Source organism: Clostridium cavendishii DSM 21758 (assembly GCF_900141845.1).
Classification (GTDB): Bacteria; Bacillota; Clostridia; order Clostridiales; family Clostridiaceae; genus Clostridium_AG; species Clostridium_AG cavendishii.
Genome location: NZ_FQZB01000004.1, coordinates 26,110 through 40,169 on the forward strand (window position 1 = coordinate 26,110; position 14,060 = coordinate 40,169).

The 14,060-nt window shown below is 25.7% G+C and carries 17 protein-coding genes; 6 read left to right on the plus strand and 11 right to left on the minus strand.

Annotated features, from left to right (window positions below; translation table 11 throughout):
* Positions 1 to 218 precede the first annotated feature (218 nt).
* A complete protein-coding gene (locus tag BUB01_RS02190) occupies positions 219 to 938 on the plus strand; it encodes a hypothetical protein (RefSeq protein WP_207649968.1) in 720 nt (239 codons plus the stop codon).
* A 137-nt stretch (positions 939 to 1,075) separates the two neighbouring features.
* Here BUB01_RS02190 and BUB01_RS02195 read toward each other — a convergent pair whose 3' ends face one another.
* The 4 genes from BUB01_RS02195 to BUB01_RS23625 are packed head-to-tail and all read right to left on the minus strand — an operon-like array spanning position 1,076 to position 3,529.
* Positions 1,076 to 1,861: a GNAT family N-acetyltransferase gene (locus BUB01_RS02195; protein ID WP_072984859.1), complete on the minus strand. Its 786-nt coding sequence runs from the start codon at positions 1,859 to 1,861 to the stop codon at positions 1,076 to 1,078.
* 43 nt (positions 1,862 to 1,904) lie between these two features.
* On the minus strand, positions 1,905 to 2,924 hold the full coding sequence (locus BUB01_RS02200; protein ID WP_341422239.1) for a S66 family peptidase: 1,020 nt from the start codon (positions 2,922 to 2,924) through the stop codon (positions 1,905 to 1,907).
* A complete protein-coding gene (locus tag BUB01_RS23620; protein WP_341422240.1) occupies positions 2,918 to 3,268 on the minus strand; it encodes a TetR-like C-terminal domain-containing protein in 351 nt (116 codons plus the stop codon). Before BUB01_RS23620 ends, BUB01_RS02200 begins: the two co-directional genes overlap by 7 nt.
* On the minus strand, positions 3,269 to 3,529 hold the full coding sequence (locus tag BUB01_RS23625; RefSeq protein WP_242958352.1) for a TetR/AcrR family transcriptional regulator: 261 nt from the start codon (positions 3,527 to 3,529) through the stop codon (positions 3,269 to 3,271).
* Between the two features lie 265 nt (positions 3,530 to 3,794).
* On the opposite strand from BUB01_RS23625, the gene BUB01_RS23055 reads away from it, so the two are divergent.
* The gene (locus BUB01_RS23055; protein ID WP_159433197.1) at positions 3,795 to 3,941 is read left to right on the plus strand and encodes a hypothetical protein; all 147 of its coding nucleotides are present in this window, start codon (positions 3,795 to 3,797) and stop codon (positions 3,939 to 3,941) included.
* A gap of 119 nt (positions 3,942 to 4,060) precedes the next feature.
* Here BUB01_RS23055 and BUB01_RS02210 read toward each other — a convergent pair whose 3' ends face one another.
* The 3 genes from BUB01_RS02210 to BUB01_RS02220 all read right to left on the minus strand — a co-directional run bounded on the left by BUB01_RS02210 (position 4,061) and on the right by BUB01_RS02220 (position 7,257).
* The gene (locus BUB01_RS02210) at positions 4,061 to 4,840 is read right to left on the minus strand and encodes a TrmB family transcriptional regulator (protein WP_072984863.1); all 780 of its coding nucleotides are present in this window, start codon (positions 4,838 to 4,840) and stop codon (positions 4,061 to 4,063) included.
* A gap of 162 nt (positions 4,841 to 5,002) precedes the next feature.
* Positions 5,003 to 5,833, minus strand: coding sequence for a DUF4037 domain-containing protein (locus BUB01_RS02215; RefSeq protein WP_072984865.1), 831 nt, complete (start codon positions 5,831 to 5,833; stop codon positions 5,003 to 5,005).
* Between the two features lie 35 nt (positions 5,834 to 5,868).
* Positions 5,869 to 7,257: an MATE family efflux transporter gene (locus BUB01_RS02220; protein WP_072984867.1), complete on the minus strand. Its 1,389-nt coding sequence runs from the start codon at positions 7,255 to 7,257 to the stop codon at positions 5,869 to 5,871.
* 188 nt (positions 7,258 to 7,445) lie between these two features.
* Here BUB01_RS02220 and BUB01_RS02225 point away from each other — a divergent pair, with 188 nt between their 5' ends.
* Positions 7,446 to 7,625, plus strand: coding sequence for a YjfB family protein (locus tag BUB01_RS02225; RefSeq protein WP_072984869.1), 180 nt, complete (start codon positions 7,446 to 7,448; stop codon positions 7,623 to 7,625).
* Between the two features lie 223 nt (positions 7,626 to 7,848).
* Positions 7,849 to 8,751 carry a 3'-5' exoribonuclease YhaM family protein gene (locus BUB01_RS02230; protein ID WP_072984871.1) on the plus strand — a complete coding sequence of 301 codons (903 nt, stop codon included), beginning with the start codon at positions 7,849 to 7,851 and terminating at the stop codon, positions 8,749 to 8,751.
* A 147-nt stretch (positions 8,752 to 8,898) separates the two neighbouring features.
* Here the strand turns inward: BUB01_RS02230 and BUB01_RS02235 are convergent, their stop codons facing one another.
* Entirely contained in the window at positions 8,899 to 9,546 is a 648-nt protein-coding gene (locus BUB01_RS02235) for an FMN-dependent NADH-azoreductase (RefSeq protein ID WP_072984873.1), read from the minus strand.
* A 95-nt stretch (positions 9,547 to 9,641) separates the two neighbouring features.
* On the minus strand, positions 9,642 to 10,322 hold the full coding sequence (locus BUB01_RS02240) for a DUF421 domain-containing protein (RefSeq protein WP_072984875.1): 681 nt from the start codon (positions 10,320 to 10,322) through the stop codon (positions 9,642 to 9,644).
* A 196-nt stretch (positions 10,323 to 10,518) separates the two neighbouring features.
* Here BUB01_RS02240 and BUB01_RS02245 point away from each other — a divergent pair, with 196 nt between their 5' ends.
* Together BUB01_RS02245 and BUB01_RS02250 are read left to right on the plus strand one after the other, a co-directional pair.
* Complete coding sequence (locus BUB01_RS02245) at positions 10,519 to 10,935, plus strand: DUF2752 domain-containing protein (protein ID WP_072984877.1); 417 nt, start codon at positions 10,519 to 10,521, stop codon at positions 10,933 to 10,935.
* 99 nt (positions 10,936 to 11,034) lie between these two features.
* Positions 11,035 to 11,535 carry a cupin domain-containing protein gene (locus tag BUB01_RS02250; protein ID WP_072984879.1) on the plus strand — a complete coding sequence of 167 codons (501 nt, stop codon included), beginning with the start codon at positions 11,035 to 11,037 and terminating at the stop codon, positions 11,533 to 11,535.
* 201 nt (positions 11,536 to 11,736) lie between these two features.
* Here BUB01_RS02250 and BUB01_RS02255 read toward each other — a convergent pair whose 3' ends face one another.
* Positions 11,737 to 13,008, minus strand: a complete 1,272-nt coding sequence (locus BUB01_RS02255; RefSeq protein WP_072984881.1) for an MFS transporter — start codon at positions 13,006 to 13,008, stop codon at positions 11,737 to 11,739.
* 98 nt (positions 13,009 to 13,106) lie between these two features.
* On the minus strand, positions 13,107 to 13,826 hold the full coding sequence (locus BUB01_RS02260; RefSeq protein WP_072984883.1) for a hypothetical protein: 720 nt from the start codon (positions 13,824 to 13,826) through the stop codon (positions 13,107 to 13,109).
* Between the last annotated feature and the right edge of the window lie 234 nt (positions 13,827 to 14,060).

A 14,060-nucleotide genomic window follows, 5' to 3' on the forward strand; every position in this document is an offset into this window, starting at 1 on the left:
CATTTATAATTTTATAATTCGTATTTCTATAAAAGGAGAACAAATGGTGAAAAAATCAATATATTTTCTTATACTAATATTATTTATGTCTATATTTTAAAATTATTATAAAGTTAATTTTAGTAAAAACATAACTTTCACTAATATACCAAATAATAAAATTATAACCTCAAATAAAAAAAATACATCTATCTCAATAATGTATACTGATAAAATAAATGGTGATTATGTTTCTACCTATGGTATATATGATATTAACTCAAATAAATTTAAGACCATTTACTCTAGAACAAATCATAGCTATTCTGATTTTGGTTTTCAGGACCTTTATTAAAGAATATCACCATCGTACATTAGGCACCTATAATTTAGCTAATTCTAAAATTGATATATGGCATAATGAAGATAATGATTCTACTATCTATACATTTTGTTATAATGAACTTAATAATAAAGTTTATACGATAGAACATTCATTAAAAGAATTTAGTACCACTCACTATCCTCATATTCCAAAGCATAAAATTATTCAATATACCGAAAATGGAATTAGGAAAAAAGAAATCTACTCTACAAACAAAAATATAAATGATATTTCTGTTAACAATGATGCAACTAAGATTTTATTTACTGCTGCTAATGTTGAAAATAGTGAATTTATAAATAAGTTCTATCTTTTAGATGTAAACTCATTACAAAAAGAGGTAATTCTAAATACAAAAGATAAGTTTACTAGAATAAAACTGCCTAAATTTTCACTAGATGAGAAAGGGTTCTACTTTTTAGGCTCAACACCTGATTCAAAAATTATTGAAGAGGTAGAAGGAACTCTTCCGATAACTGAAAATGCAATTTACTATTATGAATTTAAAACTAAAAATACATATAAAGTTTTTGAAATTCCTAATAATGTTATTAATATTTATAAATTAAACTAAAGCTCATAGACGTATTAAATACTTTTATACATTCTCTGTTTATTAAAAATTTTAGGTATGCTTTAACTTATTACACATAAAAAAAGCTATAAATATATCTCTTTTAATATATTTATAGCACTTATTCTATAATTAAATTATTCAGTAATAACCTCTTCAAATTCTCCAATGATTTCAAAACCTAATTTCTTATATACATTGATAGCTCCTAAGTTGTCCTTCTTTACATTTAAAACAAATTTTCTATTTTTCCTCTTGTTATCCATTATTAATTTAGTTATTACTTGTTTTGCTAATCCTTTATTTCTATACTCATAATGAGTTGTAACATTTCCTATCTGCATAACTCCCATTTCTTCTGAATTTGAAAATACTCCAGCTACTGATATAAGTTTATCCTTATCCCAAATTCCATAGAAAAATCCTTCTTTTAAATACTTTTCTTCTAACATATACTCTGGATGACTACTTTCAAATAGTTCTATTAATTTGTCTTTATCCTCATAATTAATTCTCACTATATTTTCACTTGCATTGTCAAAATTAAATTTATCCTCATTTAATTTCATATTATAAAATGAACATCTTGAATTAACGTGATTTACATTCTTCAAAAGTTTATATGAACCTATATTTAAATGACTATATAAATTACTAGGTAAAAAAACGATTAACTTTTCTAATAAGATTTCTTGATACTTATCTTCTTTACAATATGAAGTTGCTAATAAAATAGGTTCACCATATTTTATTATAAAAATCGCCATAGCAATTACTTTATCACCTTCATATAATCCATAAAATTGACTATATTCCCAAAAGTCTTTTTCTATGTTACTACAATGATACATAAAATTTGATATATTTTTATCCTCTAAATACTTTTTTACTTCTTCCTTATTGTGAATTATTTTTACTTCCATATAATCGCCCCACTTTTAAAGTTATCACTTATCTATCTGTTTTTTATTTAGTCCAATCTTCAATGATTTTTATATGCTTATTGCTTGCATCTAACTCTATAATACATCCAATAGGCAAAGTAATCATAGGATGAGTATGACAACAATCAAAATCTGCTATGAAAGGAAGTTTTTTATCTCCTAATACTTCTAAAAGTATTTCATATGGTTTTCTGCCTGTTCCTAAATCATCAAAAAGTTCATGCTTTCCAAGTATTATTCCTGATACCTTATCAAAAACTCCACTTAGCTTAAGTAATGAAAAACTTCTTTCTATTGTAGATGCATCTTTTAAGGAATCTTCTATAAAAAGTATGTCCCCATTCTTTATTTCAGGCATATATTCAGTTCCCCATATCCCCTGCATAGTATTTAAATTTCCACCTATTACTCTTCCTCTAACAACACCATCATAAACTGTTATCCATTCATTTTTTCTTTGTTCCTTACTTCTATCTTGAGTTTCCCAATTAATATATTCATCAGTCCAATATTTAGGTTTATCTATCTCATAAGGAAAAAGTCTTTCTTCTTCAACTATCTCTTGAAAACACTTATAAGTTTCACTTACAAATGGCTCTAACTCTCCAAAAGATGCTACTAGCGCTGGTCCATAGTATGTGTTTATTCCTGTTTTTGCATATATAGCAAGCAAAATTGCTGTAACATCTGAATAACCAATAATTATTTTAGGATCTTTTTTAAAGGCTTCATAATCTATATATGGAAGAATTGAATTTGAATTCATTCCACCTATAGTAGACATTATACATTTGACATCTTTATTTCTAATAAGATCATTTAATTCTTCAGCTCTTTCCTTAATACTTCCTGATCTATAGAAATCAGCTTTTCCTGTTAAGCTTCCTTCTATTATTTCAAACCCCTTATTTTCCAAATATTTCTTTGCCCTTTTAAACCTATTAGGTGATTTACATGTTATTGGTGATGATGGCGAAAATATCCCAATTGAGTCCTCACTCTTTAAAATTATTATATAAAATGCCCCCTTTAAATTTATAATCTAGTTACTTCCATTCCTTTTAAAGTATCGTATATCATCTTCTCTACCATATTTAAATAATTCTCATCATGCGAAATACTTTTTTTAGCTATTAATACAGATATGCCATGAACTAAGCTCCACATAATTAATATTTTTTCTACAAATAAATCTTCATTCATATTTATTTCTTTTAAATATTCATCTGCACTTTCTTTGAAAACATTAAATGCTGTATTATTATTTTCACCTATTTTATCCTCTTCAATATTTATTGAAGATTTATCATCTGATAAAAACATAAACTTTAAATATTCTGGATTTTCCACCATAAATTTCACATAAGCCTTCCCTATTTCAGCTATTTAAATTTTGGGATTATCAGAATACAAATCTCTTACTTCAGCTAATGCTAAGTAGAAGCTTTTCCAAACCTCTTTTATTATCTCATCAATGAGTTCCTCTTTATCTTTAAAATGTTTATATGGTGCATTATGACTTACACCACACATGCTAGCAACCTTCCTTAGTGAAAAACCATCAACACCTTCTTTATTTAATAGCAATAATCCATTCTCTATAAGTTTTTGATTTAAATCACCATGGTGATACTTATCCTTAATCACTAATATTTCATCCCAAAGTTTTACAATTTTTAGAATTTCTTTATACAAATTATAACATTTAATGTTGACATTGAAAACTTATTTATATATAAGTCATATTAAAGCATTAATTGTTTTGAAAATGTCTTTATTTATAAAAAAGGCTAATATATTTCAAAAATGTTCACTCTAATGGTAACATTCTCTTCTAAGAATATATAATATTTTTATTAATAATGGATAAGCTAATATAGAAGTTTTATTGACTTATGAGGAGGATTTAATTATGAAAGATATGCATTCTATTAACCAAAAGAAAAGACAAAATCCTAGTTCAATAACTAATAATTACGCTGCAAAAATTAAGAATAAGCAAAATCAAAGTACTCCTTATGGTGACAATGATCCATCTTCTCGCACAGATTTTAAATAAGAACTAGAATTTTAAAACAAATTTCAAGTTTTATCCTATTAAAAATAGAACCTATCTTTAAATTATAAAAATTTTAAAATAGGTTCTTCTTTTATATTATTAGTTTTTTATTCTATATTTCATCTATTTTCAAGTAATGTATTTAACTTAATATCTTCATCAATTAAATTATCTTTATATTTATTCTTTAATTTCAAAAGATATATGTCATTATGAATATGTTCAGAAACAACTGAAGCTAAAAGCAAATTATCTGTAAATGTACCTAAGAACTCTTCTCTATGAGGTCCTCTATCTGCAATTAATGTTTTCTTGCAATCTACAACCATCATTATTCTTGTTTCTTTTCCCCCACAATTAGCATTATTATGAGTATATATTTCTACTGGTAAATTATCAGAATTTACTTTAGCAAAGGAAAATATAATTATTCTAACGCCCCTTTTCTTAAGATTAATAAACTCTTTCAAAAACATTTGTAAATCTAAATCGGTATTTATATATACTTCTTTTTTTGCTGTTAATAATAATTCCTTAGCTTTTGAAATAATATTATCATATCCAGCTATATTCAAATACCTTTCTTCAGAATCTGAATACTTTAATTGTTGCAGTTTTTCTTCTAACAAATCTGCTGTTTGAACAATTTCATTTTTCATCTTATTTATTAATACTTTAGGATTTTCTGCCTTATATATTTGAGAATCTCCAGGCAATGAAAATACAATACCCTTTTTATATAAATTATCCAAAGCTCCATAAACTGAGGAACGTGACATGTTTAAATTCTTAGCAATTTGATAACCATTTAAACTTGAATTTTGAAGTAAATTAACATATACTGATGCTTCTGTTTTTGAAAAATTCATTTTCTCTAATAAACATAATATTTCCTCCACACCTATTCTCCTCTCTATATTAAATAATCTATTTTACACTATTTACTACGAACTTCCTTATTATTTTACCAATATAAACCTTCAAATTCCATAATCTTTTATTTTACACTTTTGAATATATATTTTATTTACATCCTTATTAATAAACAAAAGATATAAGTTCTATATAGGCAAATCTTTATTATTAAATATATATAGTCCCTCATCTTTTAAAAATATATCTAAATTTCGAATTAATTCATCTAATTCTAATAATATTTTTGGATTCTTTAATACCGAATAATTTAAAATATTATCAATATTTTTTTCTATATCTACTGGTACTTTTAAATTTTTATCTTTAATAATCTTAATAATTTTTTTCTCTCCGGGATGTGGTATTTCATTTACCGCAAATATAATATCAAAATAGCTAGCAAATAGCGCTGAAACTCTATGATTTATACTTATAAAATCAGCTCTTTTTAAAGCTTTCTCTATTTGATAATAATATGCGGGCATTTGAAGCTTTAATAAAGGATAATTCTTTTTTATTATGTTTTTCTTTAATTCATTAGGGTACTTTATATTGTATTTATCTTGTAGTTTTTTTAATTCTCCTTGCTTATCATAAAGTATAATTGAATTTATAAAGTTAGCCCAAAAACAAGTAGTATATCCTGCATCTGCTTCAAATTTTATTACAGTTCTACTTAATGTATCATTAATCCACTGTAAATTTCTATATATAATTTCTATTGGAATATTATCATCTTTTAAAAATCCATCATCTTCAATTTCCCAAAATGTATTATTAACCTCCATATAATCACAATATTTATTAATAATTAATTTTCTTTTTTCTACTGATATTTCTTTAGTTGAATAAACATATATATCATAGTCTGAATCTGTATCATTAGTTTTCATTGCATGTGATCCGGCTAATAATATTCCCTCTACTTCTTCTATTTTTGAAAACTCAATAATCATTTCTTTTACATTAATATTCATAAATGCTCACTCCTAATATAGTTAAAATAACATTTTCAAATTACTTGTTCTATACTAACCTTTGAATTTGATTCTGTTAGATTCCTCATCCATCTTCTTGAATACATTATCTTAAGACCAACAATAAATCTTACAAGTTCTTCTCCTGAAATTATTAAATAAACCCACTGAATTGGTAACTTCAAAACAAAGGCTGAAAAAAATCCAATAGGCACTCCAATTCCCCATGTTCCAAGCATGTCTAAATAAAGTGTATACTTAGTTTTTCCTCCACTTCTTAAAATTCCACCACCTATAATCATATTTGACACTTTAATCCATAAAACTATACTAAACATAACTAATAACTTAAATGTACATTCTTTTAAATCACTAGCTATATTAAACACTGAAATATATAAATTTGAACAAGCTACTAATAAAACTCCAAAAACTACTGATCCAATAATTCCTAATCTAACAAATTTTTTCGAATATTTAAATGCAAGCTCATTTTCTCCTACTCCAAGCTTATTTCCTATTATAATTCCAGCAGCGCTACTCACACCTGAAAACAAACCTATACTTAAGCTTTGAATCGGATAAGTCAATGTCATAGAAGCGACTTCTGCTGTACCCATTCTTCCATATACAATTGAATACATTGTCTCCCCTAAAGCCCACATGAATTCATTTATTAATAATGGTATAGCTATAATAAATATTTTTTTCATAAACTCAAATGAAACATTGCTAATATCCTTCAATTTATAAGCTCCTGGATATTTATTAATATACGTGAAAGCTATAAGTAGTACAGCCTCTAAAAATCTAGTAATAGTTGTAGCATATGCTGTCCCTAAAAACCCCATTGTAGGTAAACCAATTTTCCCAAATATAAGAATATAATTTAATAGTGTGTTTAATATTACTGCAAATACTCCTGCATACATCGGAGATTTAATATGTTCTGTACTTCTTAGAATTGATGCATAAATCGTAATTAGTAACATGGGTACATACGAAATAGCGTTAATTATAAGATATTCGCTTCCTAATTTAATTATATTACTATCTTTTGTATAAAAACCTAAAACTTGTTTTGAAAAGCTTAGTGAAATTATAGAAAATATTAATGTTATAATCATTCCAAATATTAAATTTCCTGCAAATACATTTGTTATATTTTTATTATCTTTTTTCCCCCAGTATTGAGATACCATAATAGATGTTGTTGCACCAATTGCCGTTAAAGTTACTAAAAAAACAAATGGAAATCTTGATCCTAGTCCAACAGCTGCAATTGCTTCTTGCCCAAGCTGACCTACCATAAATTGATCAATAACACTTAACGAAGCTTGAAATAAACTTTGAGTCGATACTGGTATTGCTATCTGTAATATAGCATTATAATAAGATTTTTTACTATAATATTTTTTATTCATGATACACCCCTTATATTAATACTTTAATATAATTTATATAAACCGCTCGTATTTAGTAGTACATTATGTACTACTAATATATTTTTATAGTAATACCTTTTTTTACTAATGTCAATATTATTAATAAACTTTATTCATCTACATATTTACTATAAAATAACGATAATAATATTAAGGAGGTGATATATATGGATATAGGTGCTTTATCAGTTTCCATGCATCAATCTGCATTACAAGATGCCGTAGGAATTAGCCTACTTAAAATGTCTATGGATACAGGCAAAGAAAATGCTAATAATATGACTAAAATGATTGAAACATGTGCTATAGATCCTAATCGTGGTCAATTATTAGATGTGAAAGTATAAAATAACATCTATATGAATTTAATTCTAATAACTTAAAATATTAATATAAATTAATTTGCAAATATTATTAATTTTCTACTATACAAAAGTTTATGGGCTTACTAAATCATTAGTAAGCCTATATTCTATTAAACTTCAAAATAATTTATTCATCTAAATTTCTATAATATTTTATTGTTACTTGTAGATAATATTTAATGATAATAATTTTGGAGGAATTTATATGGGTAAAAAAGATGAATTTTTAGATAATATAAAAAACGGAAAATCATTAAAAACTTCTTTAATTGTAAACAAAATAATTTTTAATGATTCTAATAAAGTTGTTTGTATATTAGCTGACAAAACAGGTGATATAAAAGCAACCCTCTCTAATAAAGATGGAAATATAAAAGAAGGTACTGTGATTTATGTTGAAGGAGTCAAAGATTCGAATCTGGAAATTAAAAAGTATGAAATCCTATCTGACTATAAAATAGAGGATTATCTCCCTATAGTTAAAAGACCTATAGAAGATATTATGAACGAAATTGATTTACTTACTAAAAAATATATATTTTCTAGAGAAGGTAAAGCATTAAATGATTATTTCTTTAAAGATGAAACTTTTTTAGAAAAATTTAAGAAAGGTATAGGTGGCGTATCTATGCACCATAATTACATAGGTGGTCTTGCAGAACATACACTTGGAGTTATGTATTTAACTTCTGTTCTTTGTGAAAGATATGAATGTAAAAGAACTGAAACAGCAGTTCTTGGTGCAAAACTTCATGATATCGGCAAAATATACGAGCTTGATTCTAATGGTTCTTTTAAATATACATTACGTGGAGAAATGGAAGGTCATATAGTTATTGGAGTTCAACTAATAGATAGAGCTATTAACGAAAATCCAAGTTTTTATTCTGATGATTTTGTTAATAGAATAAAAGGCTGCATTGTTCAACATCACGGTAAGCTCGAATACGGCTCTCCTAGAAATATGAAAATGGAAGAATCCTTTATAATAAATCTTGCTGATAATCTTGACGCTACTATGAATAAAATTAATCAAATAAAATCAAAAACTCTTGAAAATGGTTGGTCTGAATATGATAAGAAATTAGAAACTAGACTTTATTTATAGAATCCTTATAAGCTTTAGGAAAAGGAGAATAATTTTTCTGTTTCAAAACATTTTCCAAGTCATCAAAAATTATTCTCTTTTCCCTTATATGTTATAAGAGAATTTAAATATATGATAATTATTAAAACCATTTTTAATCAGCTATTTTTAAACTTCAATTTTATCTATTATATCATCTATTTCTTTCTTTGCTTTTTCAATTGCAGCTATCATATCTTTTTCAGTATAACCTGTTCCATCTACTAGTAGCTTTTGGAAATTTTTAATTCCCATAAAATTCATTATGTCCTCTATATAGTTTAACCCTTTATTAGCCATTGGACCAAACATCCATGGAATATTTCCGCCTGAAGATTGTACGTATACTACGGCTCTCTTTTTATCGTCTAGTAATCCTTTTGGTTTTCCACCAGCAAAGCTTACTGTTTTATCCACTTGAACTATACAATCTATATATTCTTTTAATGGTGCTGGAAATGATAAACTCCACATTGGTGCTGCTATTACACATACATCTGTTTCTATAAATTGATTACATAAGCACATAATTCTATCAACTTCTTTTTTTTCTTCTGCTGATAAGCCTTGAGTATTATCTTTATTTATTGCATCATTTCTATTTTCAAAATATTGATATTTTAATCTTGGTATATGATCTTTATATAAGTCTAATTCTTCTAATTGAAATTCTGGATATTTAGTTATAAACCTATTAACAAATTCTCTTCCCACAGTTTTACTTGAAGATAGATTTTCTGGCTTTGAATTAACGGTAATATATAATAGCTTTTTCAAATCTAACAACTCCTTCATTTTTAATATAATTTATTACTTTCCTAACTAAAATTATTATATCTATATTATTTATTCCCAAATTTGAAATTTATATTTTAATTATTTTTAGTAACAATATATATTTGCCCATCAGCTTGAACACCAAAAAAAACTACATCCTTAATATTATTAATATTTCTTATTTTCAATTGTTCAAAAATCCAATTCTCATCTTTTTTAACTTGCCTTAAATGTGATGATAATATTTTTCCATCTAGAACAAGTTCAGCCATTATACCAGTTTTAGCTTTTTTAATATTCATATCACTTACAGTTAATTCACTCTTCTCTGCCTTTTTCAAAACACTAAGTGTTCCATTAGGTTCTAATATTGCTATTTCAACATCAGTAATATAAAAAATATCCTTATCTCTAAGCTGCATTAATAAATCTCCAATATTATACCTAGCTTTTTTCATATTTTTATAAATAACTTTACCCTTATCTATAATCAATAATGGCTCACTGTCTACCCATAATCTTATTTTAATATTTTTCAAATTAACTTCTGAAATTAATATTGTAAGAACACTCCATATAAAAACAGCAAACATTCCATCCAGCATATCTACATTAGGATCTATAGCAGCTTCACCAGCAATAGATCCAATTGTTATTCCAACAATATAATCAAAATATGTTAACTGAGATATTTGTTTTCTCCCCATAATCCTTGCTAAAAAAAGTAGTATAAAATAAGTGCTAACTGCTCTAAAAATTATACTTTTATATGACATAACTTAGACTCCTCCTTAGCAATTATTATTTATATTCTTTACTAATTATATTATTTTATTTATTAATTTTATTTAATTTAATATTCCTTATAGCTTTAAATCGTCTCCTTTAAAATACTTGCTTTATTTCTAAGCTAATGCTTAAATAATAAATAGGTATTTCTAATTTTTTAAAATATATTAGGAGAATTTTTAAATGTCAAATTTTAAATTATTTCTAAAAAATAATTTTATATTAATAATCTGTATAGCACTATTTATCATACTTACCAAAGGAATGTGTATTATAAAAGCTATAACAGGCATACCATGCCCTGGCTGTGGACTTACAAGAGCTCACTTGGCTTTATTAAGATTAGATTTTAAGACTGCTTTTCATTATCATCCACTTTTCTTTATAGTTATTCCATTTATAATTTTTTTAATAAGTGCAGACAAGCCTTTATTAGGTAGTAAACGAAATGAACTATTTTTATATACTTTAATTGCTAGCTTATTTATAGGTGTGTATATTTATAGAATGTATACTTTATTTCCTACTACAGCTCCTATGAATGTTGATGATAATTCTATTTCTATGGAACTTCTAAAACTTATAAAATTAATAATTTAATTGATTTATAGCATTATTAATTTTATAATTAATGTAAACATTTTTTTATCAAATAAAATAATAATTCAAAATAAATTTTAACTAAGGAAGGAGACAACTATGTTTTCAGCTAATTACTTTATAGAAAAACTTGACATGATTAAACATCCAGAAGGAGGATATTATAAAGAGAGTTTTGCATCCTCTGAAAATATTACTTCTAATGATTTAAGAACAAAATTTGAAGGTGAAAGAATTCTTTGGACCAGTATATACTTTTTACTTAGAGATGGTGAAGTTTCTAATTTTCATCGTCTTAAATCAGATGAAATGTGGTACTATCACTCAGGTTCTGCTCTTACAATTTATATGATAAGTCCAGAAGGCGAACTTACTACAGCGCAACTTGGTTTAGATATTGAAAAAGGTGAAGTCCCTCAATTTCTAGTTCCTAAGAATTATATCTTTGGTTCTGCTATGAATAACCCTGGATATGCATTAGTTGGCTGTATGGTTTCACCAGGATTTGAATTTAAAGATTTTGAACTTTTTGAAAGAAATAATCTTTTAAATGACTATCCTGAACATAAAGATATTATATTGAAGCTTACAAGAGAATAAAAAACATGTAACTTTTCTTACTTAATATATATTCCTTATTCGTGTTTTAAAATTTTCTATAAAATATCTCGATTTTAGAATACAAAAAGCCTTGGTTATTGATATACTTCCCTTATGGTGGACAGTTTAAATAATAAAAACTGTTACTAAGGGATTAGCACATCATATTCCAAGGCTTTTACTAGTTTATTTATTTATTTCTTATTCTTCTAGTATAGCTACTAAATTCTCATCCTGAGCTTTTAATACTTTAAATGATATTAAAGCAATAGTAGTTAATATGGCAGCTGAGACCACAAATATATAAAAAGTTATCACTTTATCAAATAAAACTCCATAAATTACTTGTCCAAAAGGCATAGCTATTATTGCAATAGTTCCACCAGTGGCCATAACCCTACCTAACATATTGTTAGGTGTTAATTTCTGCATCATAGTTCCCATAGATATATTTATAAAAGTTGCTATTATAGTAAATGTAGTAAGTATTAATAAAAATAATATCCACGTAACAAATAAGTTGTTTACAACACTTATGATATTACTATTTACTACTATCCCCACAAGGAATAATAAAATTCCACAACCCAATATAACTAAACTAAATAATCTTTCAAGACTTATTTTTTTAGCTATCATAGGTGATAATAAAGCACCTATTAATGAGCCAAATACCATAGCTGTTTCAGTTAATCCAAACTGCATATCTGATATTTTAAGTACTATTTTACATATAAAAGGTATCCCTACACTCATAGAACCTCCAAGAACACCATTTATAAAAAAACAAAAAATCATAATATATTTCAAAAAGTTATTTCCTACTATAAAATCAAACCCTATTTTAAAATCATTAAAAAATTCTTTATAAACATTCCCCTCCAACTTTTTAACTTCAGTCTTAAGATTAATCATAGCTTCCATAATAGATGCTATGATAAAGCTTATAGCATTCAAAAGTAATATAATCTTTATTCCAAATATCCCATATATGGCGGCCGCTATAGCTGGAGCTATTAGTCCACCTAATGTAGTTACTGTACTATCTATAGAATTTGCCTTAACTAAAAGTTCTTTTTCTACTAAGCTTGGTATAGCTGCTCCTGCTGCAGGGTTATAAAGTGCCTGACATATAGATCCTAAAATAACTGCTATATAAATATGTGTTAAATTTATAGTCGATATAAATGCTATTACTGATAAAGTAGTAAATAAAATAGCCATTGCACTATCAATATATACCATGATTTTCTTTCTATCTAACCAGTCTGCTAAAACTCCACAAACAGGCGTTAAAATAATTTGAGGTATAATACCTACTATAAGAATGGATGCAAATTTACTTCCAGAACCAGTTATAGTTAAAACATATAATGCAAAAGCGAAACTGTTCATTCTTGTTCCTATAAATGATATAACTTTACCTATTATAAGTAAAATAAAGTCCTTGTTTTTAATTAAATTCTTTTCCATTTTACCCCCAAATAAAACCAAATTATCCCATGTTGTAAATAATTATAGCATACTTTAATATAAGAATCATCTATTTATTAACTCTAAACCAATAATACCTACGCAATAAAATCATAAGTTTCTTTTAGATTCTTTAAATTAATATATATTATAGTTGTGGCTATTACTATTACTTGTCCTAATAAAGAAGAAATTAATGAACCTATTATTATTATAGGTGAAAAACTTACAACTAGAACATTCATCCCCATAGTTATTAATATCTCTATAAGGCAAATAATAATCCCTAGTAAAAAGAGTTTTACAAACACATCCCATTTTTCTCCATCTAGTAAGTTTTTACTTTTCTGCAATGATTTTAATGCCTCACTATTTTCTAAAACTATAAATTGTAAAGATAAACTTAAAGCTATACATGCTATTATACCAGGTATTATAAGTAAAAATGTAAAAACTGCTATTATTATAATACCTAATATACTAGCTATTATTGTAGAAACACTTTTAGGTAATGTATCTCTTATAGCCTTCTCCCACCCTATTTTGTTTCCTTTTATACTTTCGCTAACTAATTTTATTATAGCCATTGAGCCTATTGAAACAAATAACATTGTTAAAAAACTCACAAAACCTCCATTGTAACTTTTAAAAATACTATCATGTATAACATCCTTTTCTTCCATAAAATTAGCTATAGCAGTTGGTATCCCAAAAACCAAAGTTATTAAAAATATATCCTTTATATTTCTAAAAAATTCTTTAAAACTTAAAAATATTATTTCATCTACTTTAATCCTTCTATTAACTAAATCAATCATTTTTTTCCCCTCCAAAAACTAATTGTTTTATTTCTTTTAATGTATTTATTATATCATAATAAGTTATTATATACCATATTATTTCGCAAGATATACCATTTACCTTGTGAACTATACACTTTATCTTCTTAAATGTCGTTTAAGAAAGGTTTAAATTCTTAGATTTAATTATTCTAGATAAAAAAATTAAGCCATATTAAAAATATAGCTTAATTTATATAACTCATCTAATAT

Bases quoted from the DNA above. Each gene is read 5' to 3' on its own strand.
- BUB01_RS02220 (WP_072984867.1), bottom strand. From the start codon at position 7,257: ATGAATAAAAAATATTATAGTAAAAAATCTTATTATAATGCTATATTA.
- BUB01_RS02240 (WP_072984875.1), bottom strand. From the start codon at position 10,322: ATGTCATATAAAAGTATAATTTTTAGAGCAGTTAGCACTTATTTTATA.
- BUB01_RS02215 (WP_072984865.1), bottom strand. From the start codon at position 5,833: ATGAATATTAATGTAAAAGAAATGATTATTGAGTTTTCAAAAATAGAA.
- BUB01_RS02245 (WP_072984877.1), top strand. From the start codon at position 10,519: ATGTCAAATTTTAAATTATTTCTAAAAAATAATTTTATATTAATAATC.
- BUB01_RS02250 (WP_072984879.1), top strand. From the start codon at position 11,035: ATGTTTTCAGCTAATTACTTTATAGAAAAACTTGACATGATTAAACAT.
- BUB01_RS23055 (WP_159433197.1), top strand. From the start codon at position 3,795: ATGAAAGATATGCATTCTATTAACCAAAAGAAAAGACAAAATCCTAGT.
- BUB01_RS02225 (WP_072984869.1), top strand. From the start codon at position 7,446: ATGGATATAGGTGCTTTATCAGTTTCCATGCATCAATCTGCATTACAA.
- BUB01_RS02260 (WP_072984883.1), bottom strand. From the start codon at position 13,826: ATGATTGATTTAGTTAATAGAAGGATTAAAGTAGATGAAATAATATTT.
- BUB01_RS02190 (WP_207649968.1), top strand. From the start codon at position 219: ATGGTGATTATGTTTCTACCTATGGTATATATGATATTAACTCAAATA.
- BUB01_RS02255 (WP_072984881.1), bottom strand. From the start codon at position 13,008: ATGGAAAAGAATTTAATTAAAAACAAGGACTTTATTTTACTTATAATA.
- BUB01_RS02230 (WP_072984871.1), top strand. From the start codon at position 7,849: ATGGGTAAAAAAGATGAATTTTTAGATAATATAAAAAACGGAAAATCA.
- BUB01_RS02195 (WP_072984859.1), bottom strand. From the start codon at position 1,861: ATGGAAGTAAAAATAATTCACAATAAGGAAGAAGTAAAAAAGTATTTA.